Origin of the sequence: Demetria terragena DSM 11295 (genome assembly GCF_000376825.1) — a bacterium.
GTDB classification, from domain to species: domain Bacteria; phylum Actinomycetota; class Actinomycetes; order Actinomycetales; family Dermatophilaceae; genus Demetria; species Demetria terragena.
The window spans coordinates 282,251-302,553 of record NZ_AQXW01000004.1 but is presented as its reverse complement, the minus strand read 5'-3'; the positions used below and the strand labels follow the sequence as shown (position 1 = coordinate 302,553).

Sequence of the window (20,303 nt, the reverse complement as noted above, 5' to 3'; positions counted from 1 at the left end):
GGGCTCAGACCTGCGTGGTCACGACGGGGGCGGACACCAGGCCGAAGGCCTGCAGAACGCCAAGCAACTCGCGGTGGCCAAAGGCCTGGCACCCGGACGCAAAACCCACCCGCAATGGCGGCTGCTGCAGCAGGTAGTAGGCGGCATAGGCCTGCAAGAGACCCGTCTGCTTGTAGTTGCTATTGCCGTGCAGGGCAACATGCACTCGACCCAACGGTCCTGATGCATGCACCGAGTCCAACGACTTGTTCAGGCGCGGGTTCTCGCGCGGTGGCATCTGGTCCATGACCTGCCGAGCTGTCGCGGTGAGCGCCTCGTTGCGCTGCTCCTCGTCCATGTCCTTGGTGGCCTCAAGGGCGCTGGCGACGATCTGCGGGACATTGGTCATCAGTGCCGCGTTGAACACGCCGCCCTGAGCCCTGCAGTTGGCGACTCGCGGGTCGCGCTTGAACCACACCGGGTGTGAGGTGCCACCCCACGGCAAGGACTGGGCGAGTTCGTGCTGGCCGGGTACGACGAGAGGTACCAAACCCTGTGCCGGGTCAAAGGGCGCGTATTCGTTCTGCTGGAGGAAGTATGCCGAGGAGGTCGCCGCGTTGACCAGAATGGTGCGGGTCGATGCGATGGTCGGGCTGCCACCCCAGAACACCGCGATGTCCAGCGTGTCCAAACCGGGCGTCTCCAACGCGACCTGGGCTGCGATCTCACCCGTGGTGTACATGTGCGCGATACCGGGGGAGAGCAGCAAGCCAGCCTCGGCGAACTCGGCGCCGTACTTCTCGTCGCAGGTGATCAGCCAGTCCTGCTCGCCGGTGGTGTCGGTGTAGTGACAGCCAGCGGCCAGGCACGCCTCGACGACCGCCGGACCCAGTTCGGAGAACGGGCCGACGGTGTTGAGCACGACCTTGGCGCCCTGGAAGAGTTCGGTGAGTGCTTCAACCGTGTGCTCCACGGCGACGACCTCATAATCGGCGGTCTCAATGCCGGCGACGTGCGAATCCATCGAGTCCTGCAACTTCTCGGCGCTGCGGCCGGCCGCGATAAACGGCACGTTGTATTCGCGCAGGTATTCGCAGACCAGGCGGCCGGTGTAGCCGCTGGCGCCGTAGACGATGACGGGCTTGGTACTCATGAAAGGCCTTTCGAGAAGTCTGAGTGGGGCGAGCGGGAAGGACTGGGGCTACATGCCCATGCCACCGTCGACGGGCAAGCCCGCGCCGGTGATGAACTTCGCGGCATCGGAGGCAAGGAAGACGACCGCGTCGGCCATGTCCTCGACCGTGCCGAGGCGCCCGCCGGGCGTCTGGGCGACGACCGCGGCCACGGCAGCGTCGGGTGATTCGAAGAGCCCGATCTCGGCCACGTCGTTGGCCAGGCCAGCTCCCATGGCGGTCGGCACCAGGCCGGGGTAGACGCAGTTGACGCGGACGCCGAAGCCCAGGGCTCCGGATTCCATCGCGGCAACGCGAGTGAGGCGATCCACCGCGGACTTGGTGGCGGAGTAGACGCCAATGCCTGGAAAGGCGATGGTCGCCGCAACCGAGGCGATGTTGATGATCACGCCGCCCTTGCCCGCAGGCCCATCTGGACGCATGGCACGGAACCCGTTCTTGATCCCGAGGGTGGTGCCCAGGATGTTGACGTTGAGCATCTTCTGCACGTCGTCGGCTGACACGTCCGATAGGAGCGAGGTGATCTCAATACCTGCGTTGTTGACCAGGATGTCCAGGCCACCCAACTGCTCAACGGTGGCGGCGATGGCCTTCTCCCACGCAGCATCGTCAGCCACGTCGAGCACGACAGAGCTGTGTCCCTCGCCGAGAGCGGCCGCCGTACCCGATGCGTCCTGCACGTCGGCGACCATGACCCGCGCGCCAGCCGCCGCAAGCGCCTCTGCCATTCCGGCGCCAAGGCCCTGTGCGCCGCCGGTCACCAGTGCTACTCGTCCGGTCAAGTCGATCGTGGTCATGGGTTCTCCTCGCGCCGTGATGTGTGAGGTGGATCACCTCGTTGAACGCAACCTTCCCCCGAAGCCTTGACAGTTGTCAAGGTTTATTTGGACAATTGGTCAAACGCAGGTGCTGCCTAGACTGTCTCCGTCCGGAAGTGACAAGCAGACGTGCTGATCTGCGTGAAGGTGAGAGGTGCTGGCGATGGCTCAGGCGACAACGACTGACAGGACGACCCCTGCAGCGGACGATCGATTTGACCGTCCCGTGCTGGCGAAATTCGAGATTCGTCGCGGTGAACTGGCTGACGCGGCGCTCGCCACACTGGGCGACCTTGGGTATGCCCGCACCAGCCTGCGCGAGATCGCCCAGAAATCGGACTTCAGCCACGGCGTGCTGCACTACTACTTCCGCGACAAGGCTGAGCTGATCACATTCTGCGTCCGGAGATACAAGGAGGGATGCGTCAGCCGCTACGACCAGATTGTTGCCGAGTCGGCAACGGCACCCGACCTGGCGACTGCTTTCGCTGAGGGCCTGGTCGCCACCTTGCGCGAAGACACCGCGATGCACCGGCTGTGGTACGACCTGCGGTGTCAGGCGATGTTCGAGACCGATCTAGCCGAGACCGTCCGTGACCTGGATCGACAACTCGAGAACATGATCCTGCGCGTTCTGGAGCGCTACGCCGAACTCGCGCGCGCCGAGTGCGTGCTCTCTCCGGCCGGTGCCTATGCAGTCTTCGATGGAACCTTCGAGAACGCGTTGCACCGCCATCACCACGACAGTGTGCAGGCCGCAGAGCTCCTGCGCTCAGAGATCCCGCTGCTTCTCGCAGCACTCATCAGAGGAGATTGACATGTCGGCCGTCGTCATCGGAGTCGGGATGGTGCCTTTTGCCACCCCGCGCATGTCCCGCCCGTACGACGAAATGGCCGAGGACGCCATCCGGACTGCGCTCACGGACGCCACCGTCCCGCTCGAGGCAGTCCAACAGGTCTATGCCAGCTATGTCTACGGGGACTCCACCTGTGGCCAGCGGGCGCTTTATCGCGTCGGTGCGACCGGTGTGCCAGTCATCAATCTCAACAACAACTGTTCCTCGGGCTCATCTGGGCTGTTCCTCGCCCGACAGGCGGTGGAGAGCGGGGCTGCGGACTGCGTCCTGGCGTTTGGGTTCGAGCAGATGAAGCGTGGCGCGCTGGTCTCGCAATGGCCCGACCGACCAGACCCGCTGGATCGCTTCACCGACGTTGCCACGGAGGCGCAGGGCACGCACGAGGATGTCCCTCTTGCGGCGCAGTTTTTCGGTGGCGCGGGGCAGCACTACGCAGACCGATATGGCACCACGCCGGACACCTTCGCCAAGATCTCGGTGAAGGCGCGCCAGCATGCGGCCGGAAATCCCTACGCCATCTTCCGGGATGCGGTGACGGTCGAGGAGGTGCTTGGCTCAGGTGACGTCTTCGGGCCGTTAACTCGACTGCAGTGCTGCCCGCCGAGTTGCGGAGCCGCCGCGGTCGTGATCGCGTCTGCTGAGTACGCCGAACGGATGGGCGTCGCCGACCGGGCCGTGACCATCCGGGCGCAGTCGATGACGACCGACACGGAGTCCAGTTTTGACCCCGAGGACCTCACCCGGCTCGTCGGATACGACATGACGGCCCGCGCCGCGCGCGAGGTCTATGACAGCGCTGGAGTCGGCCCGGAGGACATCCCCGTCGTGGAGTTGCACGACTGCTTCACTGCGAACGAACTGATTTCGTACGAAGCGTTGGGCCTCACCGCCCCCGGAACGGCGGAGCAGTTCGTCCAAGACGGACTCAATACCTATGGCGGTCGCGTGGTGACCAACCCCTCGGGCGGTCTGCTGTCCAAGGGCCACCCGTTGGGTGCCACTGGGCTGGCGCAGTGCACGGAGTTGGTCTGGCAACTACGCGGTGAAGCCGAGGAGCGTCAGGTCCAGGGCGCGCGGCTCGCGTTGCAGCACAACATAGGGCTCGGCGGTGCGGCCGTCGTCACGTTGTACGAACGCTGACGAGACACGCCGACTAGGCGGGCTCGACCAGCAAGACGGGGATCTCGCGGTCCGTCTTCTTCTCGTATTCCGCGTACTGCGGGAACGCCTCGACGGCGCGCGCCCACCACTCGTCGCGCTCAGCACCGCTAATCTGCCGCGCCGTGCCCGTCACGACCTGGTCACCGTCCAGAACGTCAACCTCAGGGTGAGCTTGCACGTTGTGGTACCACGCGGGGTGCTCGGGCGCGCCGCCCTTGGACGCGACGAGTGCGTACACACCTTCGTGCTCGACGCGCATCAGGGGCACTCGTCGAAGGAGGCCGCTTTTACGACCACGAATCGTGAAGACGGCTACGCGCATACCTGCAACGTCGACCGCCCGGGTGGTGCCAGCCTCGTCGATCTTGGCCAACTGGTCGGCGACCCACGGGGTCTTCTCCTGCGCATATTCACCGGTCAATGTCATGTCACTGCCTTTCGTCTGGGGTCCTGCAGAATCCTTCGTCTGAGCCAACAGCCTGGCGGCGCGGTCGATTCCAGCAGAGCAAGAAATCGCTCAGCCGCCAAACAGCGGCAGGGTGTTCTTGATCGTATTGGCCAGGCCATAGAGCAACGGCACGGCGACGGCCGTCCAGGCAAGGATGAGCTGTGGTCGCTGTGCCAGCGCGGGTCGGTCGTTCGGCGCGTGGGACATGGTTTCTCCTTCGGTCAGCGATCGGTCTCGTGGAAGCGTTCTGACACCGGACGGATCAAGATGTTGCAGACGAAACCCACCCCAAGGATGGCGACCATGATGAGCATGGCGAGGCGGTAGTCGCTGGCTTGCATCGTGCCTGGCTTTTTGCCGGTGCCGTCCAGGATCCCGTTGATGATCAGGGGGCCAAGGACGCCTGCCGTGGACCACGCGGTGAGCAGCCGCCCATGGATGGCGCCGACCTGGAAGGTGCCGAATAGGTCGCGCAGGTACGCCGGAACGGTGGCGAAGCCGCCGCCATAAAAACTGACGATAATGAACACCAGCGTCACGAATAGGGCGGTGGAGCTGGAGGCAATCGTGGCCACTCCGGCATAAAGCACCATGCCGACTCCGAGGTACATGACGTAGGTCATCTTGCGGCCGATATAATCCGACACGCTGGACCAGACGAATCGCCCGGCCATATTGCCGAGCGAGAGCAGCCCGACGAATCCACCGGCTGCCGCTACGCTTACCGTGCTGACTCCGCTGCTGTCGCGGAAGTAGTCCTGCAGCATGGGTTTGGCGTTTTCCAGGATGCCGATGCCGGCCGTCACGTTGCACAGCAGCACCACCCACAGCAACCAGAACTGGGGGGTCTTAATGGCGTTCGCCGCCGACACACTGGCGGTTGTCTGCAACGCCTTAGGCCGGTGCTCGGCTGGATCCCACCCGGCGGGGTGCCAATCGGGCGCTGGAACGCGTACCAGGAAGACTCCGATCATCATGAAGCAGAAATAGCCGACACCCAGGGTGAAGAACAGCTTCATGACCGCGCTGCCCGGGTCGACGTCGGCGCCGAACCAGGTCAGAAGTTGCGTCGATAAAGGCGAGGCGACCATCGCGCCGCCGCCGAAGCCCATGATCGCCATGCCGGTCGCGAGCCCGGGTCGGTCCGGGAACCATTTGATCAAGGTGGAGACCGGCGAGATATAGCCCAGACCGAGGCCGATTCCGCCGATGACGCCATACCCGAGGTAGACCACCCACAGTTGCTCGATCGCAACACCGCATCCGGCGACGAGGAACCCGGCACCCCAACAACACGCGGCGGTGAACATCGTGCGGCGCGGGCCGACCCGATCCACCCAGGTGCCAAAAACGGCCGCAGACAGGCCCAGCATCACGATGGCGATCGAAAAGATCAGCCCAATCGCAGTCTTGGACGCAGCGAAATGTTCCTCGAGCTGGGCCTTGTAGACGCTCGTGGCGTACGCCTGACCGATGCAGAGGTGTACGGCCAACGCGGCCGGAGGGATGAGCCAACGGCTATATCCCGGCGGGGCGATGGTGTGTTCTCGGTCCAGGAATGACAAGGCAGACACGGCGTGCTCCCTTCGGCCGACGGCTTCGCGCCGAGCGTGCCACAGATGAGGCTGTCGATTTTGACTTACGCGTTCGACATCTTGGTAGAGGCGGCACAACGAGCTGCCCGAAACGATCAGGAGAAGCCATGAACATCCACAGCACCTTCATCACCCGCTATGTCGCAGAGCACCAACCCGCCGTTGATTGGTACGCCGCGCTGTTTGGCCGGGAGCCGGACGCCTCCCCGGTCCCGAACTGCCGGGAGTGGTACCAGCCTGGTGGCGTCATCTTCCAGGTGATCCTGGATCCCGCACGCTCGGGGAGTCAGAGTTTCGCCTTCGCGGTCGATAGTCTGGATGCTGAGGTCCGGCGTGTCGCAGACGCGGGCCTCGCGCCCGGATCTGGCTGGGCCGTCCAGGGATTCGAGAATCTGCATTTCGTGCCGTTTTCCGACCCCGAAGGGGTCGAAGTCGGACTACTCAACAAGGCGGAGTGAAGCGATGGCTCGATACACGGTGTTGATGTATTACCCCAGTGACTCCTGGACGACTGACTCTGAGGTGTTGGCCCAGGAGATGGCCGAGCACGAGTCGCATGCCCAAGAACTGCATGAGGAAGGCGTGATGGTCTTCGGGAGCCCGTTGGCCGACCACGTTGCGACGACCTCGATCCGAGCAGACAGCATCGTCGACGGACCATTTGTCGAGGTTAACGAGGTCGTCGTCGGCTTCTACGTCATCGAGGTGTCCGATCTCGACGCGGCGATCGCCGTTGCTCGGCGCAATCCGATCGTGCAGCAGGGCGGCGGGGTCGAGGTGCGTCCGATGATCGACCTCGACACGGTCGCCACCACGCCGTGAGCGCTGCTGCTCAGGCTGTCGCCGCCGCGCACCGGGCCCACTGGTGCACGGTGTTGGCGGCGACGGTCGGCGTGACGCGGGACCTCAGCCTCGCGGAAGACGCCGTCCAGGACGCCTACACACAGGCCCTCACCGCGTGGGGCCAGGACGGTGTGCCAACCAACCCCGGCGGGTGGTTGGCGACGGCGGCCAGGCGGCGAGCGCTCGATGTCGTGCGCCGGGAAGGCAACCTGCGTCGAAAACTCCCGCTGCTGGTGTGGGATAGCGATCCGGAGGAACACCGCAAGGCATCCCGACAGGACCAACAGATCGACGATGAGGCCGCCCCCGTCGTGCTCGATGAGCAGTTGCGGCTCATCTTTCTGGCCGCGCACCCGGCACTGGCGCCCACCGCACGGGTCGCATTGACCCTCCGGTTGGTGGGTGGCCTGACGACGGCACAGATCGCCGAGGCGTTTCTGGTATCTGAGTCGACGATGGCGGCTCGCCTGACGCGTGCCAAGAAGCGCATTGCGATCAGCCGTATGCCGTGTCGGGTTCCTGGCGACGCGGACCTTGGCGACCGCCTGGACGTCGTCCTCGATGTGATTTCGGTACTCCTCGCCGCGGGGCAGAAGGGCCCCGATCCCAGGTCATCACCCGAGGCGAAGGCCGGGCCGGAACTCATCGATGTCGCCCTGCGGATGCTCGAGGCGCTGGTCGACCTTTTGCCAGGACACACCGAACCGCAGGGACTTCTTGCGCAGGCTTTGGTGCTGTCCGCGCGAGGGGGCACCCGCCGTGATCATCGCGGCTGGCCGGTGCCACTCGCCGAACAGGACCGGTCCGCATGGAACTGGACCATGATCGAGCGGGCAGACCTTCTCCTACGCCAGGCTCTGGCACAGGGCGGGCGCGGGCCGTACCTCATCCATGGGGCGATCAGCACCACCGTCGCCTATCCACGCAGTCACGATCAGGTGGACTGGGCGGAGGTCGTGGAGCTGTACGACCTGTTGTTAGGCCATTGGCCGACGCCCATTGTTCGGCTTGGACAAGCCGTGGCCATCGCTGAGTGCGACGGCGCGCAGACGGCGTTAGAGCGGATTGATGACCTGGCCGAAGCGCTGGCTAGCCACCGACAGTTTCATGTCATCCGCGGTCATCTGTTGCGTACGCTCGGTGAGCACCAGGCCGCAAGCCTTGCGTTTCAGGCTGCGCTGGATCTCAGTGGAGAGGATGCGCAAGCCGGACTCTTGCAGGAGTTGAAGAGGACCTCCATCGCCCAAACAGGGTGGCCCTAGGATCAAGTGGTGAGTGAGCAGATCCAGCCCGAAGGAGACTTCGCCCGCGTCAACGACGGCTTCGAGCGGCTGTGGACCCCGCACCGGATGGCGTACATCAAGGGCGAACGACCCACCAATGAAGCGGGCGCTGGGTGTCCGTTCTGCTCCGCTACGGCGAAATCGGACGCCGATGGCCTCGTTGTCCACCGTGGCCAGACCTGCTACGCGGTGCTCAACCTGTTCCCCTACAACCCGGGCCACCTGCTGATCTGCCCCTACCGCCACGTGTCGCTGTACGTCGACCTCACCGACGAGGAAACGACCGAGTTCACCGCGCTCACGAAGGCGGCCATCGGCGCCATCGAGCGTGCTTCGGAACCCCACGGATTCAACCTCGGGATGAACCAGGGTGAGGTCGCGGGCGCGGGAGTGGCGGCGCACCTGCACCAGCATGTCATCCCACGATGGGGCGGCGACGCAAACTTCCTCCCGATCGTCGCTCAAACTAAGGCGCTTCCGGCGCTGCTCGAAGACACCCGACAGGCGCTCGCGGCCGCCTGGTCGGATTGATGGGCCCGGCTCAGTAGTCTTGTCCGCATCATGCTGAACCGATTCGCGCGGGCCCTGGCAACCCGGATTTTTACCCCCTTGGCGAGGCTCTTTCTCAAACTGGGCATTAGTCCGGATGTCGTGACCCTTGTGGGGACTATCGGTGTCAGTGTCGGTGCGCTGGCCTTCTACCCGCGGGGCGAGTTCCTCGTCGGCACGTTGGTGATCACCGTGTTCGTGTTCTCCGACACGATCGACGGCACGATGGCGCGCGCCTCGGGCCGATCCAGCCGGTGGGGTGCCTATCTGGACTCCACCTTGGATCGAGTGGGCGACGCCGCGATCTTCGGCGGGTTAGTGCTCTACTACGCCGGTGACGGTGCCAACACCTTGATGGCGGCGCTCTCACTGGCCTGCCTGATCCTCGGAAGTGTGGTGAGTTACTCCAAGGCGCGAGCCGAGGGGCTGGGAATGACCGCCAATGTGGGCATCGCCGAGCGTGCTGACCGGCTCGTCGCTGTCCTGCTGGCTACTGGTCTGGTGGGTCTCGGCTTACCTGAGGTGGTGCTCACCGTGGTGCTCGCGTTGTTGGCCGTAGCGTCCCTGATCACCGTGTTCCAACGCATCCTCACCGTGCGCAAGCAGGCGTTGGCGTCCGAATCATGAGCGAGTTCGCCGATCAGGTCACCGTCGCCGCCTACCGGGTGGGCTGGACGTTGGTGCGGCGTCTCCCGGAGCGGGCGGCATACACCGCGTTCGATGGGCTGGCCGCGCTGGTGCACCGGCGCGGTGGCAAAGGCGTCGACCGGATGCGCAGCAACTATGCCCTGGTGCGACCAGAGCTCGACGCCGAAGAATTGGAGGCACTCGTCGGCGACGGGCTGCGCTCCTACTTTCGCTATTGGTGCGATGCCTTCCGCCTGAGTCGTTACTCCGCGCAGGATCTTGAGCCGCGGGTGCGCCTGGTGGGGGATGCGGGCGCCCGAGAGGTGCTCAAGGAGGGACGTTCGCTGGTCGTTTTCCTCGGCCATATGGGCAACTGGGATCTATGCGGGGCCTGGGCCACCACGTACTTCGCGCCGGTCACCACCGTGGCGGAGCGGCTGAAGCCCGAGGAACTCTTCGAGGAATTCTTGACCTTTCGCGAGTCGCTCGGGATGCGAATCATCCCGCTGACCGGCGGCGAGAACCCATTTGGCACGTTGGTCCGGGCAGCACGGCAAGGCGCCTTCATTCCGCTCCTTGCGGACCGCGATCTGACGAGTCGCGGAGTGACTGTTCAACTTCTGGGGCACAACGCGCGGGTGGCCGCGGGTCCGGCTGCAGTGGCGCTCGCCAGCGGGGCAGCGCTGTATGCCCTTGGTGTGCGCTACGAACGCCGCGCGGACGGTTCGGGCTTCGATGTGGTGGCGACCTTCTCAGACCTCATTGAGCCGGGGGAGGGCACGCGTACCGACCAGATTCAGGACATGACCCAGCGGTGCATGGATCACCTAGGCGAGCAGATTCACGCCTACACCGAGGACTGGCACATGATGCAGCGTGTCTTCGAGAAGGATCTCGACACCGCGGGGGGTCGCTGATGCGGATTGGCATCGTGAGCCCCTACTCCTTCGATGTGCCCGGCGGGGTCAATCTGCATGTCCTTGACCTGGCCGAGAGCCTGATTGCCCAAGGCCATGACGTCGGAGTACTCGCACCGGCGGACGACGACACCCCGCTAGCGGACTACGTGACGTCCGCCGGTCGAGCAGTGCCGGTGCCCTACAACGGTTCGGTGTCCAGATTGACGTTCGGTCCGGTCACGGCTGCGCGGGTGAGCCGGTGGATCGAGCAAGGTCAGTTCGACGTGGTGCACGTGCATGAGCCGATCACGACAAGCGTCTCGATGCTGGCGTTGTTTGCCGTGGAGGGTCCGGTCGTCGCGACATTCCATACCTCCCAACTGCGCTCCCGACTTCTGGTGACACTGGGCGGTTTGCTGCAGCCGAGCCTGGAGAAGCTCAGCGCCCGCATCGCGGTATCCGAGGATGCCCGCCGCACGGTGACCACCCACTTGGGTGGCGATGCGGTGATCATCCCCAACGGTGTCTTTGTCGAGCGCTTTCATCAGGCCAGCGCCAGACCCGAGTGGCAGGGAACACCGGACCGTCCGACGCTTGCTTTCCTGGGCCGCATGGGAGAGCCGCGCAAGGGCCTACCCGTTCTGTTGAAAGCGATGCCCCGACTGCTGCAGGAGTTTCCCGGGCTGCGGCTGCTTGCGGCCGGGCCGGGAGACCCGCACGATGTGCTGCGCGGCCAGCCTGCGGTCGTGCGCAATGCTGTGGAGGTTCTGGGATCGGTCAGCGATGAGGACAAGGCTCGGCTGCTTAGCTCGGTCGATGTGTACTGCGCACCGAACACCGGGGGCGAGTCGTTCGGCATCATCTTGATCGAAGCGATGAGCGCTGGCTCCCCAGTTCTCGCCAGCGATCTGGGTGCCTTCAGCCGAGTACTTGATGAGGGGCGGGTCGGACAGTTGTTCCGAAACGAAGACCCGAACGACCTTGCCGCACAGGCGATTCGGTTGATTCGCGATGAGCCCAAGCGGTCTGAGCTCAGTGCTGCAGCGCTCGAGCGGGCGTGGACGTTTGACTGGGGCGTTCTCTCTCAAGACATCCTGGCCGTCTACGAGACGGCCATCGCGGGCTATGCGCCGCCCTCGGGTGGCTGGTCGCGTCGGCGACGAGGGGCCCACTGATGGGGGTCATTGGCTGGGTCGCGCTGATCGTCGCCGTGCTGTCCTTGATTGCGTGGCGCCTGACGTACGCCGCCGCACGGTTGGATCGCCTGCACGGGCGAGTGGAAGGAACCGTGGCGGCGCTGGATGCCCAACTCGTGCGCCGCGCGGAGGCCGCACTGGAGTTGGCGCGATGCGAGGAGTTGGACAACGTGTCGGCGCTGGTGCTTGGTGGCGCTGCGACCGCATCGCTGGAGTTGGCCGACGAGGAAGCCGTCGCGACCGAGGTTCGAGAGCATGGCATCGCTCCTGAGCGCGAAGACGCCGAGAACCAATTGACTGAGGCATTACGGCACGTCCTGTCCCGTGAGGTCGTGTCAGAATTGCGCACTCGCGATGCCATCGGCGCTGAATGCCTCGGCATCGTGCGCAACGCAAGCACCAGAGTCCAGCTGTCCCGGCGGTTCTACAACGACGCCGCTCGCGACGTGCGCAAGGTGCGCAGCAAGCGACTAGTGCGATGGTTCCGGTTGGCCGGGCACACCGAGTTGCCGCGCACGATCGAATTCGACGACGGCTTGCCCGACGCACTCGGCTGACCAGCGCTGCGTACACTTTCCCGCCATGGCAACAAAGTGCCATACGGCTCCGCGTGGCACTTACCTGCCTGCTCGACGGGCTAGCGTGGTGGAGACAACCCGTCTTTGAGGAGCGCACGTGACTATCGACAGCCGTACTGACCGACCAGCAACCGGCACTGGAGCCGTCAAGCGTGGGATGGCCGAGATGCTCAAAGGTGGGGTCATCATGGATGTCGTCACGGCAGACCAGGCCAAGATTGCGGAGGACGCTGGTGCGGTCGCGGTCATGGCATTGGAGCGCGTGCCGGCCGACATTCGCGCGCAGGGTGGGGTAGCGCGCATGAGCGACCCGGACCTTATCGACGGCATCGTCGAGGCGGTGTCCATTCCGGTCATGGCTAAAGCCCGAATCGGACACTTCGTCGAGGCGCAGGTGCTGCAAAGCCTGGGCGTGGATTACGTCGATGAATCCGAGGTGCTGACTCCGGCCGACGAGGCTCACCACATTGATAAGTGGAAGTTCACCGTGCCGTTTGTGTGTGGCGCGACCAACTTGGGCGAGGCGTTGCGGCGTGTCTCCGAGGGCGCGGCGATGATTCGCTCGAAGGGTGAGGCCGGCACGGGCGATGTCTCCAACGCCACCTTCCACATGCGTACGATCCGCGCGGAGATTGCCCGGTTGGCGGGCCTGCCGAAAGATGAATTGTTCGCGGCTGCAAAGGAATTGCGCGCACCGTATGAACTCGTTGCCGAGGTAGCCGAGCTCGGCAAGCTCCCCGTGGTGCTATTCACCGCAGGCGGCATCGCGACGCCGGCCGATGCCGCGATGATGATGCAGTTGGGCGCCGAAGGCGTCTTCGTTGGGTCGGGCATCTTCAAGAGCGGCAATCCCGCGGAGCGTGCCGCTGCGATCGTGAAAGCCACGACGTTCTACGACGACCCCGACATGCTCGCGAAGGTGTCACGCGGTCTGGGTGAGGCCATGGTGGGGATCAACGTGGCCGACCTGCCCGTTCCGCACCGGCTCGCCGAGCGCGGTTGGTGACGCAACGCTCGTCGAGTGAACTCGGCCTACCTGGATCGAGGGTCGAAAAAGTTATACCGTCTGATTCATGAAGACCGCGATCAGCCTTCCCGACTCAGCTGCACAGCGTTTCGACCGCATTGCGCAAAGGCATGGGATGACACGTTCGGAGTTCTACCGGCGAGCTGCCGAGCAGTACGCCGACAACCTGGCCGATGCGGACCTGACGGCACAGATTGACGGCGCGATCGACGCAGTGGGGCAACCCGGCGAGGAGACGGCCGGGCTGCGGCGTACAGCGAATATCCGGCAGGTCGAGGCACTGGACGAGTGGTGATCCGGCGCGGTGAGCTCTGTTGGGTCGACTTCGGTGAACCCAAGGGCAGCGCTCCAGCGAAGCGGCGACCAGCCGTCATCGTGCAGTCGGACCGCTACAACTCCTCGAGAATCTCGACGGTCGTTGTTCTGCCGATCACGTCCAACACTGTGCTTGCACGCCACCCTGGCAATGTGTTCATTCCAGCGTTGACATCCGGCTTGGCGAAGGACTCAGTCGTCAATGTGTCGCAGCCGATGACTGTCGACCGCTCCGACCTCGATGTCACCGGCGTTGGACTGCCGGACAGCCTGATGGACGCGGTCGACCAGGGACTGCGGCGGGTGGTGGACCTGTGACGCTCCGCCCAGAGATCGTGTGTGTCTGCGGCTCTGCTCGATTCATGGACGAAATGAAACGTGTGCACCGCGAACTCACCATGGCTGGTGTCATCGTGCTGGCGCCGGGGGAGGTCAGCGGCGATATCTCCACTGAACAGAAGGTCGCCCTGGGCAACCTGCACCTGCGCAAGATCGACCTAGCGGACCGAGTTTTGGTCGTGAACCCCGGTGGCTACGTCGGCCAGTCGGCCAGCCGCGAAATTGCTTATGCCCGGGCTGCGGGCAAGCCGGTCGCATTCACTGAGGCCGTGACCCCCGACACCGCCTTGGCAGCCGAGATCAATACGGCCTGCCGGCTGCAGGGCGAGTTCACGTTGCGTTCGGGGCAGGTGAGCGACACGTACTTCGACAAATACCTCTTCGAGGCTGATCCAGCGTTGTTGGATCGGGTCGTCGCGCAGATGGTCGACCTCCTTCCGGTCGAGACCGAAGTGCTCGGCGGGCTCGAGTTGGGAGGCATACCCATCGTGACGATCCTGTCGGCGAAGACAGGTCTGCCGGCAATCTTCGTGCGGAAGGCCGCCAAGGCGTATGGCACCGCAAAATTGGCCGAAGGTCCGGATTTCTCTGGCAAACGGGTCACCATTGTGGAAGACGTGATCACCAGTGGTGGCGCTGTTCGTGATGCCGTCAAGGCACTGCGCCCACGGGGCGCAATTGTCGACACTGTCGTGTGCGCCATCGATCGCTCACTCGAGCCAGGCGAGGCGCTACGCGACCTCGAGATGGATGTCCGGTCGGTCCTGACGCAGTCGGACCTGGACGCTCCGAACTGATGCCAGGCGAGGTGCGCGAGCCGGACGCCCCACTGGTACGACGTCTCTTGGGTCGTCAGTATCCAGATTTGGCCGACGAATACGTGCGCCCGAGTGCCGCACCAGGGAGCAGTAACTGGGTGTTCCGAGTCGGTGACCACTACGCGGTGCGGCTGCCGCGTGAGGACGGCTATGTCGCGGACCTCGACAAGGAGGTTATCTGGTTGCCACGGCTCGCGCCCGAATTGCCCGTGGGGGTTCCCAGTGTGCGATTTCGTGGGTCTCCGTGCGCAGAGTTCTCCCGTCCCTGGACTGTCGTGTCCTGGGTCTCAGGGAGACTCCCGGAGAATCTGAGCGCGAGCGAACAAGCTACGTTTGCAAGGGGACTCGGGGAATTCGTGCGGGCATTGCATGCTGTCGACACCTGGGGTCAGGAGACAGGCGAACGGCAGTGGGGCTATCGCGCAGGTGAGCCGGTTACGCCTACCAGCGACCGATGGGTCGAGGAGGCCACGGATGCACTGGCCGACATGTTCGACCCGGTCCGGGCGCGTCACGCGTGGACTCTGATTCGCGACGTCCCACCCGCGTCCGAACTGCCTTGCTGGGTTCATACCGACCTGTCGGCGGAGAACGTGCTTGTCGAGGACGGCGGGCGTCTGGCGGGTGTGATCGACTTCGGCGGACTCGGCGTGGGGGACCGATCGGTCGACTTGCTCTATGCCTGGAGTTTGTTCGACGAGTCAGCTCGCGACCTCTTCCGGGAGGCGTCCGGTGTCGACGGCGCCACGTGGCGCCGGGCCCGCGCCTGGGCGTTCGCAGGCCCAGGACTACTGACGTTGGCGAACTATCGGACGTCGATGCCGGATCGGACCCGTCGCCTCACGCGGATGGTTGAGGCTGTGGCTGCCGATGTGGGAGTCACTCTCCGCTGACCGCGGCGGCCCGGTCATTCGGCAACATCATGAGCAGGATCGACGGTTCGTCATCGGGCAGCCAGGACGGTCGGGCCGTGCCGACCTCCACCCAGCCACGGTGGCGATACACCGCAACCGCCGGTCCGTGTGCTTGCACCACGTCGAGCACGGGCGTACGGCCAGCACCGCGGGCAGCGGTCACCGCGGTATCGAGCAGAGCGCCCCCGATGCCGGTCCCGGCAAGCCGGTCGTCGACGAAGAGCACTGAGACGCAGGCCAATTCATGGGGTGGCCGCTGGGCGCCCGCGGACCAGATCTCAGCGAGTTGTCCCTCGGGGACGCTGGTCAGCGCGACGTGGCCCACGATCTCGCCCTCCCGTTCGGCCACCCAGGACTGCTCCTCGTTCGCACGGGCAACGAAGTTCTCTGCCGGAAATGGCAGCGGCCACCGCAGTGGATACCGTGTGCTTGGCTGCTGCCGGGCGAGCAAGGCGACAAGAGGCGCCATGTCGGTCGAGCGGCGCCTGCGAATGGAGAGATCATGGGACACAGCCACAGCGTAGAGAGCGGCCAGCCAGTGACGATCGGCGTGCTCGCTGTGCAGGGTGATGTACGCGAACACCTCACTGCTCTCACGGCCGCCGGTGCCGATGCCATCCCCGTTCGACGTCCTGTCGAGTTGGCTGCTGTTGACGGCATCGTCCTCCCCGGTGGTGAGTCGACGACCATGATCCGACTGCTACGCACCTTCGATCTGCTAGAGCCGTTGCGCGCTGCGATCGCCGCGGGACTACCCGCCTACGGTTCCTGTGCCGGAATGATCCTGCTCGCTGACCGTCTCCTCGATGGGCAAGAAGGACAGGCCACCGTTGGCGGCATCGATATGACGGTCCGGCGCAATGCCTTTGGGCGACAAGTGGATTCATTTGAAGGTGAAGTTGAGGTTCAGGGGGTGGAAGGCGGTCCGACGCGCGGCATCTTCATTCGTGCGCCCTGGGTCGAGTCGGCCGGGCCAGGCGTAGGGGTTTTGGCGCAGGTACGCGTGCAGGCTGGGGAGTTGCGCGCCGTCGCGGTGCGACAGGGAGACCTGCTTGCTACCGCGTTTCATCCTGAGGTTGGCAGCGACTATCGCGTGCACGGACTGTTCGTTGACATGGTGCGCGAGAGGCGAGCGGCCAACCACGGGTAGGGTTCTGTGCGGCAACCTGTCATCGAAATAGCGAAGGAGCGCCTCGTGTCCGGCCACTCCAAATGGGCGACCACCAAGCACAAGAAGGCGGCCATTGACGCCAAGCGAGGCAAGCTGTTCGCCAAGCTCATCAAGAACATCGAGGTCGCGGCCCGCCAAGGTGGCGGCGATTTGGCCGGAAACCCCACGCTGTACGACGCCGTACAGAAGGCCAAGAAGTCGTCGGTGCCGAATGACAACATCGATCGTGCGGTCAAGCGCGGCTCCGGGGCCGAGGCCGGGGGAGCCGACTACCTCGCGCTGACCTACGAGGGCTATGCGCCCGGCGGTATCGCCGTTCTCATCGAGTGCCTGACCGACAACAAGAACCGCGCGGTCGCCGAGGTGCGTACGGCCCTGACGCGCAACGGCGGCAGTATGGCTGAGTCTGGCTCGGTGGCTTACCTGTTCAACCGCAAGGGCGTGGTTATCGTCCCCAAGGCGCAGGAGGGTAAGGCCGACGCCACCGAGGACGACCTTCTCGAAGTGGTGCTCGACGCTGGCGCCGAGGACGTGAACGACCTGGGGGAGTCTTTCGAGATCGTGTCTGAAGCCACCGACTTCGTTGCCGTCCGGGAAGCTCTGCAGGCCGCGGGCATTGACTACGACTCCGCGGAAGCGTCCTTCGTGCCGACCGTCGAGGTGCCATTGGATGCCGACGGCGCCAAGAAGATGTTCCGAGTCATCGAAGCCCTAGAGGACAGCGACGACGTCCAGAACGTGTTTGCCAACGGTGACGTGTCTGACGAGGTTCTGGCCCAGCTCGACGAGGACTGATGCCGTCTCGTCGTGGCGAGGCTGGGGCGACGCGCCGCCCTGACCTGCTGTGCTCAGTGGTGCGCTCGGGCTAGGGTCGGTCACAACCGAACACCTGTTCGGCGAACGCGACTGACGAGGTGCAACCGGTGCGAGTGCTCGGCGTCGACCCTGGCCTGACGAGATGCGGCTTAGGAATCGTCGACGGTGGCCTAGGCCAGCCCCTGCGAATGGTGGCCGTCGGGGTGGTGCGGACCCCGGCCCAGGACGATCCGGCCGAGCGGTTGCTCTCCCTCCAAACCGAGATCGACGAGTGGATGGAACGTCATCAGCCCGATGCAGTTGCCGTCGAGCGAGTGTTCGCCAAGGCCAACATCAAAGGCATCATGGGCACCGCGCAGGCGTCGGCTGTCCCCATGCTCGCCGCAGCACGACGTGGACTTCCCCTGGCGCTGCACACCCCGTCTGAGGTCAAGGCGGCCGTGACAGGCAACGGCCGGGCCGACAAAGCTCAAGTGACCGCGATGGTCACGCGCATCCTGCGCTTGGACGTGGCGCCGCGCCCAGCGGACGCGGCAGATGCCCTGGCCCTCGCGATTTGTCATATCTGGCGAGGCGGGGCACAGGATCGTCTTGCGGCCGCGGTTGCCGCGCAGAAAAGGAGAGTTGCTCGATGATTTCCAGCGTGCGCGGACGCGTGCTGACCGTTGGTCTTGATCATGTCGTGGTTGAGGTCGGCGGCGTGGGGATGTTGACCCACACCACCCCTGCCGTTGCGACCAGTGTCCGAACGGGACAGGAAGCACAACTTGCGACCTCACTGGTCGTTCGTGAGGACTCCCTGACGTTGTACGGCTTCAGCACGCCCGCAGAGCGTGATCTTTTCGAGCAGGTTCAGACGGTCAGTGGTGTCGGCCCACGACTGGCGCTGGCCATGTTGGCCGTGCACGACCCGAATGCCTTGCAAGGCGCGATCGGCTCAGGGGATCTTGTGGCTCTGACCAAGATTCCGGGTATCGGTAAGAAGAGCGCCGAGCGCATCGTGCTGGAGTTACGCGACAAGGTCGGCGTTCCCGACGGCACCGGTGGAGCCTCGGTGACGGCGACCTCGGCCCCACGAGGCGATGTCCAAGTGAGCGAGGCACTCGTAGGCCTTGGGTGGAGCGTCAAGCAGGCTGACGACGCCGTTGCCAAGGTCACCGATGCCGCTCCTGAGGTCACCGAAGTGGCCCAGTTGTTGCGGTTGGCTTTGCGGGAGTTGGGCCGGTGAGCACTGAATACGACGACCAGTCCTACGACGCGTCGTACGACGGTGCGCGCATCGTTGACCCGGGTGGCCAGGATGATGAGCGCCGCATCGAGGCGGCGCTGCGGCCTCGGCGACTCGCCGACTTTCCCGGTCAGCCGCGCGTCAGCGACCAACTGGGCTTGGTCCTGGAGGCAGCGCGTCGGCGCGGACGGCCGCCCGACCACGTCCTGATGTCAGGGCCGCCCGGTCTGGGCAAGACGTCCCTGGCAATGATCATTGCGGCCGAACTCGAGCAGCCGATCAGGATCACGAGCGGGCCTGCCATCCAGCACGCCGGCGACCTGGCGGCGATTTTGTCCTCGTTGGCTGAAGGTGAGGTGCTCTTCATCGACGAGATCCACCGCATGGCCCGTGCGGCAGAAGAAATGCTCTATCTCGCGATGGAGGATTTCCGCGTCGATGTCATCGTGGGTAAGGGACCCGGTGCCACGGCCATTCCGTTGGAGTTGCCGCCCTTCACCGTGGTGGGCGCCACCACCCGCTCAGGGCTGCTTCCCGCGCCGCTGCGAGATCGCTTCGGTTTCACCGGTCACCTCGACTACTACACCGCCGATGACCTCACCACCATCCTCACGCGCAGCGCGCAACTGCTCGACGTCGAAGGGACTCGCCAAGGCATCGCCGAGATCGCCGGCCGCTCACGCGGGACGCCCCGGGTTGCCAACCGTCTTTTGCGGCGCGTACGCGACTATGCGCAGGTTCACGGTGCCGCGGTCGTGGATCTCCCGTCGGCCCAGGCCGCACTCGACCTGTTCGACGTCGACCAGCAGGGCCTGGACCGGCTTGACCGCGCGGTGCTCGAGGCGTTGTGCCGTCGGTTTGCAGGAGGCCCGGTGGGATTGTCCACGCTGGCAGTTGCGGTGGGGGAAGAGCCGGACACTGTGGAGACCGTGGCCGAGCCCTATCTCGTCCGCGAGGGTTACCTCGTGCGTACGCCCCGCGGCCGGGCCGCTTCCACCTTGGCCTGGGAGCACCTCAATCTCACTCCGCCGCCTGCGGGTGCTGGGGCATCGGGAACCACTGACCGTCCGCTCCCGTTCGAGGGAGAGGGCCGGTTTTCCGGCTGACCGTAGGGACCGCACGGCCGCAATGTGGGCATTCCCACATTTGGTCCGTGCCCCGTGTGATCGAGGCGTGCTGACTCACCTAGACTTTGCGGTTGGCTCGAGCATTGGCTTCGAACTGATCGCGGGCTCGACTCCTGAGCCCGACCACCGACCGATAGAGGACATCGAATGCCGTTCCTGGCCACCGCCAGTCAGCAGCAGGGAAGCAACGCCACCGGGATGCTGATCCTGCTCCTCCCGCTGGTGCTCATCGGGCTGCTGTTCTGGCAACAGCGCAGGCGGCAGAAGCAAGTTCAGCGGGCACAGGACCAACTCGTGCCAGGCCAGCAGGTCAGCACCACCTCTGGGCTGATCGGCACGCTCGTCGCGCTGGATGGCCCCACCGCTGAAATTGAAGCTGCTCCCGGAGTGACCTTGACCTTCGACCGTCGGGCGGTACTCCCCAGCCCAACTGCGGACCCAGCGCCGGATGCTGAAGAGGCCGATGATGACGCCAGCGACCGTGAGTCGGACGAACCACGACAGGGTTCCTGATCTATGAGC

27 protein-coding genes are annotated in these 20,303 nt (G+C 64.8%); 21 read left to right on the top strand and 6 right to left on the bottom strand.

From position 1 onward, the window contains the following. Window positions 1–4: 4 nt before the first annotated feature. Together F562_RS0105555 and F562_RS0105550 are read right to left on the bottom strand one after the other, a co-directional pair. A complete protein-coding gene (locus F562_RS0105555; RefSeq protein WP_018155947.1) occupies window positions 5–1,132 on the bottom strand; it encodes a DUF5938 domain-containing protein in 1,128 nt (375 codons plus the stop codon). Window positions 1,133–1,180: 48 nt separating this feature from the next. Further along, window positions 1,181–1,969, bottom strand: coding sequence for an SDR family NAD(P)-dependent oxidoreductase (locus F562_RS0105550; protein WP_018155946.1), 789 nt, complete (start codon window positions 1,967–1,969; stop codon window positions 1,181–1,183). Window positions 1,970–2,153: 184 nt separating this feature from the next. On the opposite strand from F562_RS0105550, the gene F562_RS0105545 reads away from it, so the two are divergent. Both F562_RS0105545 and F562_RS0105540 read left to right on the top strand, forming a co-directional pair. Beyond that, the gene (locus tag F562_RS0105545; protein WP_026181029.1) at window positions 2,154–2,807 is read left to right on the top strand and encodes a TetR/AcrR family transcriptional regulator; all 654 of its coding nucleotides are present in this window, start codon (window positions 2,154–2,156) and stop codon (window positions 2,805–2,807) included. Window position 2,808: 1 nt separating this feature from the next. Next, window positions 2,809–3,987, top strand: coding sequence for a lipid-transfer protein (locus F562_RS0105540; protein WP_018155944.1), 1,179 nt, complete (start codon window positions 2,809–2,811; stop codon window positions 3,985–3,987). A 13-nt stretch (window positions 3,988–4,000) separates the two neighbouring features. On the opposite strand, the gene F562_RS0105535 is transcribed toward F562_RS0105540, so the two are convergent. The 3 genes from F562_RS0105535 to F562_RS0105525 all read right to left on the bottom strand — a co-directional run bounded on the left by F562_RS0105535 (window position 4,001) and on the right by F562_RS0105525 (window position 6,021). Then, complete coding sequence (locus F562_RS0105535) at window positions 4,001–4,435, bottom strand: nitroreductase family deazaflavin-dependent oxidoreductase (protein ID WP_018155943.1); 435 nt, start codon at window positions 4,433–4,435, stop codon at window positions 4,001–4,003. A gap of 90 nt (window positions 4,436–4,525) precedes the next feature. After that, complete coding sequence (locus F562_RS20905) at window positions 4,526–4,663, bottom strand: MFS transporter small subunit (protein ID WP_018155942.1); 138 nt, start codon at window positions 4,661–4,663, stop codon at window positions 4,526–4,528. A 14-nt stretch (window positions 4,664–4,677) separates the two neighbouring features. Continuing rightward, window positions 4,678–6,021, bottom strand: coding sequence for an L-lactate MFS transporter (locus F562_RS0105525; RefSeq protein ID WP_211206482.1), 1,344 nt, complete (start codon window positions 6,019–6,021; stop codon window positions 4,678–4,680). Between the two features lie 137 nt (window positions 6,022–6,158). On the opposite strand from F562_RS0105525, the gene F562_RS18205 reads away from it, so the two are divergent. The 13 genes from F562_RS18205 (at window position 6,159) to F562_RS0105455 (ending at window position 15,418) form a co-directional block, all read left to right on the top strand. Next, window positions 6,159–6,509 (top strand): VOC family protein, encoded by a 351-nt coding sequence (locus tag F562_RS18205; protein WP_018155939.1) that lies wholly within the window; start codon window positions 6,159–6,161, stop codon window positions 6,507–6,509. Window positions 6,510–6,513: 4 nt separating this feature from the next. Further along, window positions 6,514–6,873, top strand: a complete 360-nt coding sequence (locus tag F562_RS0105510; RefSeq protein WP_018155938.1) for a YciI family protein — start codon at window positions 6,514–6,516, stop codon at window positions 6,871–6,873. After that, window positions 6,870–8,156, top strand: coding sequence for an RNA polymerase sigma factor (locus F562_RS18200; RefSeq protein ID WP_018155937.1), 1,287 nt, complete (start codon window positions 6,870–6,872; stop codon window positions 8,154–8,156). Before F562_RS0105510 ends, F562_RS18200 begins: the two co-directional genes overlap by 4 nt. 6 nt (window positions 8,157–8,162) lie before the next feature. Then, on the top strand, window positions 8,163–8,708 hold the full coding sequence (locus F562_RS0105500; RefSeq protein ID WP_018155936.1) for an HIT family protein: 546 nt from the start codon (window positions 8,163–8,165) through the stop codon (window positions 8,706–8,708). 30 nt (window positions 8,709–8,738) lie between these two features. After that, window positions 8,739–9,353, top strand: coding sequence for a phosphatidylinositol phosphate synthase (gene pgsA, locus F562_RS0105495; RefSeq protein ID WP_018155935.1), 615 nt, complete (start codon window positions 8,739–8,741; stop codon window positions 9,351–9,353). Continuing rightward, the gene (locus F562_RS0105490; protein ID WP_018155934.1) at window positions 9,350–10,270 is read left to right on the top strand and encodes a phosphatidylinositol mannoside acyltransferase; all 921 of its coding nucleotides are present in this window, start codon (window positions 9,350–9,352) and stop codon (window positions 10,268–10,270) included. The genes pgsA and F562_RS0105490 overlap by 4 nt, the downstream gene beginning before the upstream one ends. A gap of 14 nt (window positions 10,271–10,284) precedes the next feature. Next, window positions 10,285–11,427: a glycosyltransferase family 4 protein gene (locus F562_RS0105485; RefSeq protein WP_342661916.1), complete on the top strand. Its 1,143-nt coding sequence runs from the start codon at window positions 10,285–10,287 to the stop codon at window positions 11,425–11,427. After that, window positions 11,427–12,005 (top strand): hypothetical protein, encoded by a 579-nt coding sequence (locus F562_RS0105480; protein WP_018155932.1) that lies wholly within the window; start codon window positions 11,427–11,429, stop codon window positions 12,003–12,005. The genes F562_RS0105485 and F562_RS0105480 overlap by 1 nt, the downstream gene beginning before the upstream one ends. 118 nt (window positions 12,006–12,123) lie before the next feature. Continuing rightward, on the top strand, window positions 12,124–13,032 hold the full coding sequence (gene pdxS / locus F562_RS0105475; protein ID WP_018155931.1) for a pyridoxal 5'-phosphate synthase lyase subunit PdxS: 909 nt from the start codon (window positions 12,124–12,126) through the stop codon (window positions 13,030–13,032). Window positions 13,033–13,099: 67 nt separating this feature from the next. After that, entirely contained in the window at window positions 13,100–13,348 is a 249-nt protein-coding gene (locus tag F562_RS0105470) for a CopG family ribbon-helix-helix protein (protein ID WP_018155930.1), read from the top strand. Next, entirely contained in the window at window positions 13,342–13,686 is a 345-nt protein-coding gene (locus F562_RS0105465; RefSeq protein WP_026181028.1) for a type II toxin-antitoxin system PemK/MazF family toxin, read from the top strand. Before F562_RS0105470 ends, F562_RS0105465 begins: the two co-directional genes overlap by 7 nt. A 44-nt stretch (window positions 13,687–13,730) precedes the next feature. Continuing rightward, window positions 13,731–14,504 carry an orotate phosphoribosyltransferase gene (gene pyrE, locus F562_RS0105460; protein ID WP_342661915.1) on the top strand — a complete coding sequence of 258 codons (774 nt, stop codon included), beginning with the start codon at window positions 13,731–13,733 and terminating at the stop codon, window positions 14,502–14,504. Continuing rightward, a complete protein-coding gene (locus F562_RS0105455) occupies window positions 14,504–15,418 on the top strand; it encodes an aminoglycoside phosphotransferase family protein (RefSeq protein WP_018155927.1) in 915 nt (304 codons plus the stop codon). The genes pyrE and F562_RS0105455 overlap by 1 nt, the downstream gene beginning before the upstream one ends. Here F562_RS0105455 and F562_RS18195 read toward each other — a convergent pair. Beyond that, a complete protein-coding gene (locus tag F562_RS18195) occupies window positions 15,405–15,950 on the bottom strand; it encodes a GNAT family N-acetyltransferase (protein WP_245553616.1) in 546 nt (181 codons plus the stop codon). The genes F562_RS0105455 and F562_RS18195 overlap by 14 nt on opposite strands. Between F562_RS18195 and pdxT the strand changes: the two genes are divergently transcribed. The 6 genes from pdxT to yajC all read left to right on the top strand — a co-directional run bounded on the left by pdxT (window position 15,942) and on the right by yajC (window position 20,294). Continuing rightward, window positions 15,942–16,589 carry a pyridoxal 5'-phosphate synthase glutaminase subunit PdxT gene (pdxT, locus tag F562_RS0105445; RefSeq protein WP_018155925.1) on the top strand — a complete coding sequence of 216 codons (648 nt, stop codon included), beginning with the start codon at window positions 15,942–15,944 and terminating at the stop codon, window positions 16,587–16,589. The two genes, F562_RS18195 and pdxT, sit on opposite strands and share 9 nt — an antisense overlap. Window positions 16,590–16,634: 45 nt before the next feature. Beyond that, the gene (locus F562_RS0105440; protein ID WP_018155924.1) at window positions 16,635–17,405 is read left to right on the top strand and encodes a YebC/PmpR family DNA-binding transcriptional regulator; all 771 of its coding nucleotides are present in this window, start codon (window positions 16,635–16,637) and stop codon (window positions 17,403–17,405) included. 119 nt (window positions 17,406–17,524) lie between these two features. Then, complete coding sequence (gene ruvC, locus F562_RS0105435) at window positions 17,525–18,061, top strand: crossover junction endodeoxyribonuclease RuvC (RefSeq protein ID WP_425386849.1); 537 nt, start codon at window positions 17,525–17,527, stop codon at window positions 18,059–18,061. Beyond that, window positions 18,058–18,654 carry a Holliday junction branch migration protein RuvA gene (gene ruvA / locus F562_RS0105430; protein WP_018155922.1) on the top strand — a complete coding sequence of 199 codons (597 nt, stop codon included), beginning with the start codon at window positions 18,058–18,060 and terminating at the stop codon, window positions 18,652–18,654. Before ruvC ends, ruvA begins: the two co-directional genes overlap by 4 nt. After that, window positions 18,651–19,760 carry a Holliday junction branch migration DNA helicase RuvB gene (gene ruvB, locus F562_RS0105425; RefSeq protein WP_018155921.1) on the top strand — a complete coding sequence of 370 codons (1,110 nt, stop codon included), beginning with the start codon at window positions 18,651–18,653 and terminating at the stop codon, window positions 19,758–19,760. The genes ruvA and ruvB overlap by 4 nt, the downstream gene beginning before the upstream one ends. Window positions 19,761–19,928: 168 nt before the next feature. Continuing rightward, window positions 19,929–20,294, top strand: coding sequence for a preprotein translocase subunit YajC (gene yajC / locus F562_RS20070; protein WP_018155920.1), 366 nt, complete (start codon window positions 19,929–19,931; stop codon window positions 20,292–20,294). The last annotated feature ends 9 nt before the right edge of the window (window positions 20,295–20,303 follow it).

Bases quoted from the DNA above. Each gene is read 5' to 3' on its own strand.
- F562_RS0105555 (WP_018155947.1), bottom strand. From the start codon at position 1,132: ATGAGTACCAAGCCCGTCATCGTCTACGGCGCCAGCGGCTACACCGGC.
- F562_RS0105550 (WP_018155946.1), bottom strand. From the start codon at position 1,969: ATGACCACGATCGACTTGACCGGACGAGTAGCACTGGTGACCGGCGGC.
- F562_RS0105545 (WP_026181029.1), top strand. From the start codon at position 2,154: ATGGCTCAGGCGACAACGACTGACAGGACGACCCCTGCAGCGGACGAT.
- F562_RS0105540 (WP_018155944.1), top strand. From the start codon at position 2,809: ATGTCGGCCGTCGTCATCGGAGTCGGGATGGTGCCTTTTGCCACCCCG.
- F562_RS0105535 (WP_018155943.1), bottom strand. From the start codon at position 4,435: ATGACATTGACCGGTGAATATGCGCAGGAGAAGACCCCGTGGGTCGCC.
- F562_RS20905 (WP_018155942.1), bottom strand. From the start codon at position 4,663: ATGTCCCACGCGCCGAACGACCGACCCGCGCTGGCACAGCGACCACAG.
- F562_RS18205 (WP_018155939.1), top strand. From the start codon at position 6,159: ATGAACATCCACAGCACCTTCATCACCCGCTATGTCGCAGAGCACCAA.
- F562_RS0105510 (WP_018155938.1), top strand. From the start codon at position 6,514: ATGGCTCGATACACGGTGTTGATGTATTACCCCAGTGACTCCTGGACG.
- pgsA (WP_018155935.1), top strand. From the start codon at position 8,739: ATGCTGAACCGATTCGCGCGGGCCCTGGCAACCCGGATTTTTACCCCC.
- F562_RS0105490 (WP_018155934.1), top strand. From the start codon at position 9,350: ATGAGCGAGTTCGCCGATCAGGTCACCGTCGCCGCCTACCGGGTGGGC.
- F562_RS0105480 (WP_018155932.1), top strand. From the start codon at position 11,427: ATGGGGGTCATTGGCTGGGTCGCGCTGATCGTCGCCGTGCTGTCCTTG.
- F562_RS0105470 (WP_018155930.1), top strand. From the start codon at position 13,100: ATGAAGACCGCGATCAGCCTTCCCGACTCAGCTGCACAGCGTTTCGAC.
- pyrE (WP_342661915.1), top strand. From the start codon at position 13,731: ATGGACGAAATGAAACGTGTGCACCGCGAACTCACCATGGCTGGTGTC.
- F562_RS0105455 (WP_018155927.1), top strand. From the start codon at position 14,504: ATGCCAGGCGAGGTGCGCGAGCCGGACGCCCCACTGGTACGACGTCTC.
- pdxT (WP_018155925.1), top strand. From the start codon at position 15,942: ATGGGACACAGCCACAGCGTAGAGAGCGGCCAGCCAGTGACGATCGGC.
- ruvA (WP_018155922.1), top strand. From the start codon at position 18,058: ATGATTTCCAGCGTGCGCGGACGCGTGCTGACCGTTGGTCTTGATCAT.
- yajC (WP_018155920.1), top strand. From the start codon at position 19,929: ATGCCGTTCCTGGCCACCGCCAGTCAGCAGCAGGGAAGCAACGCCACC.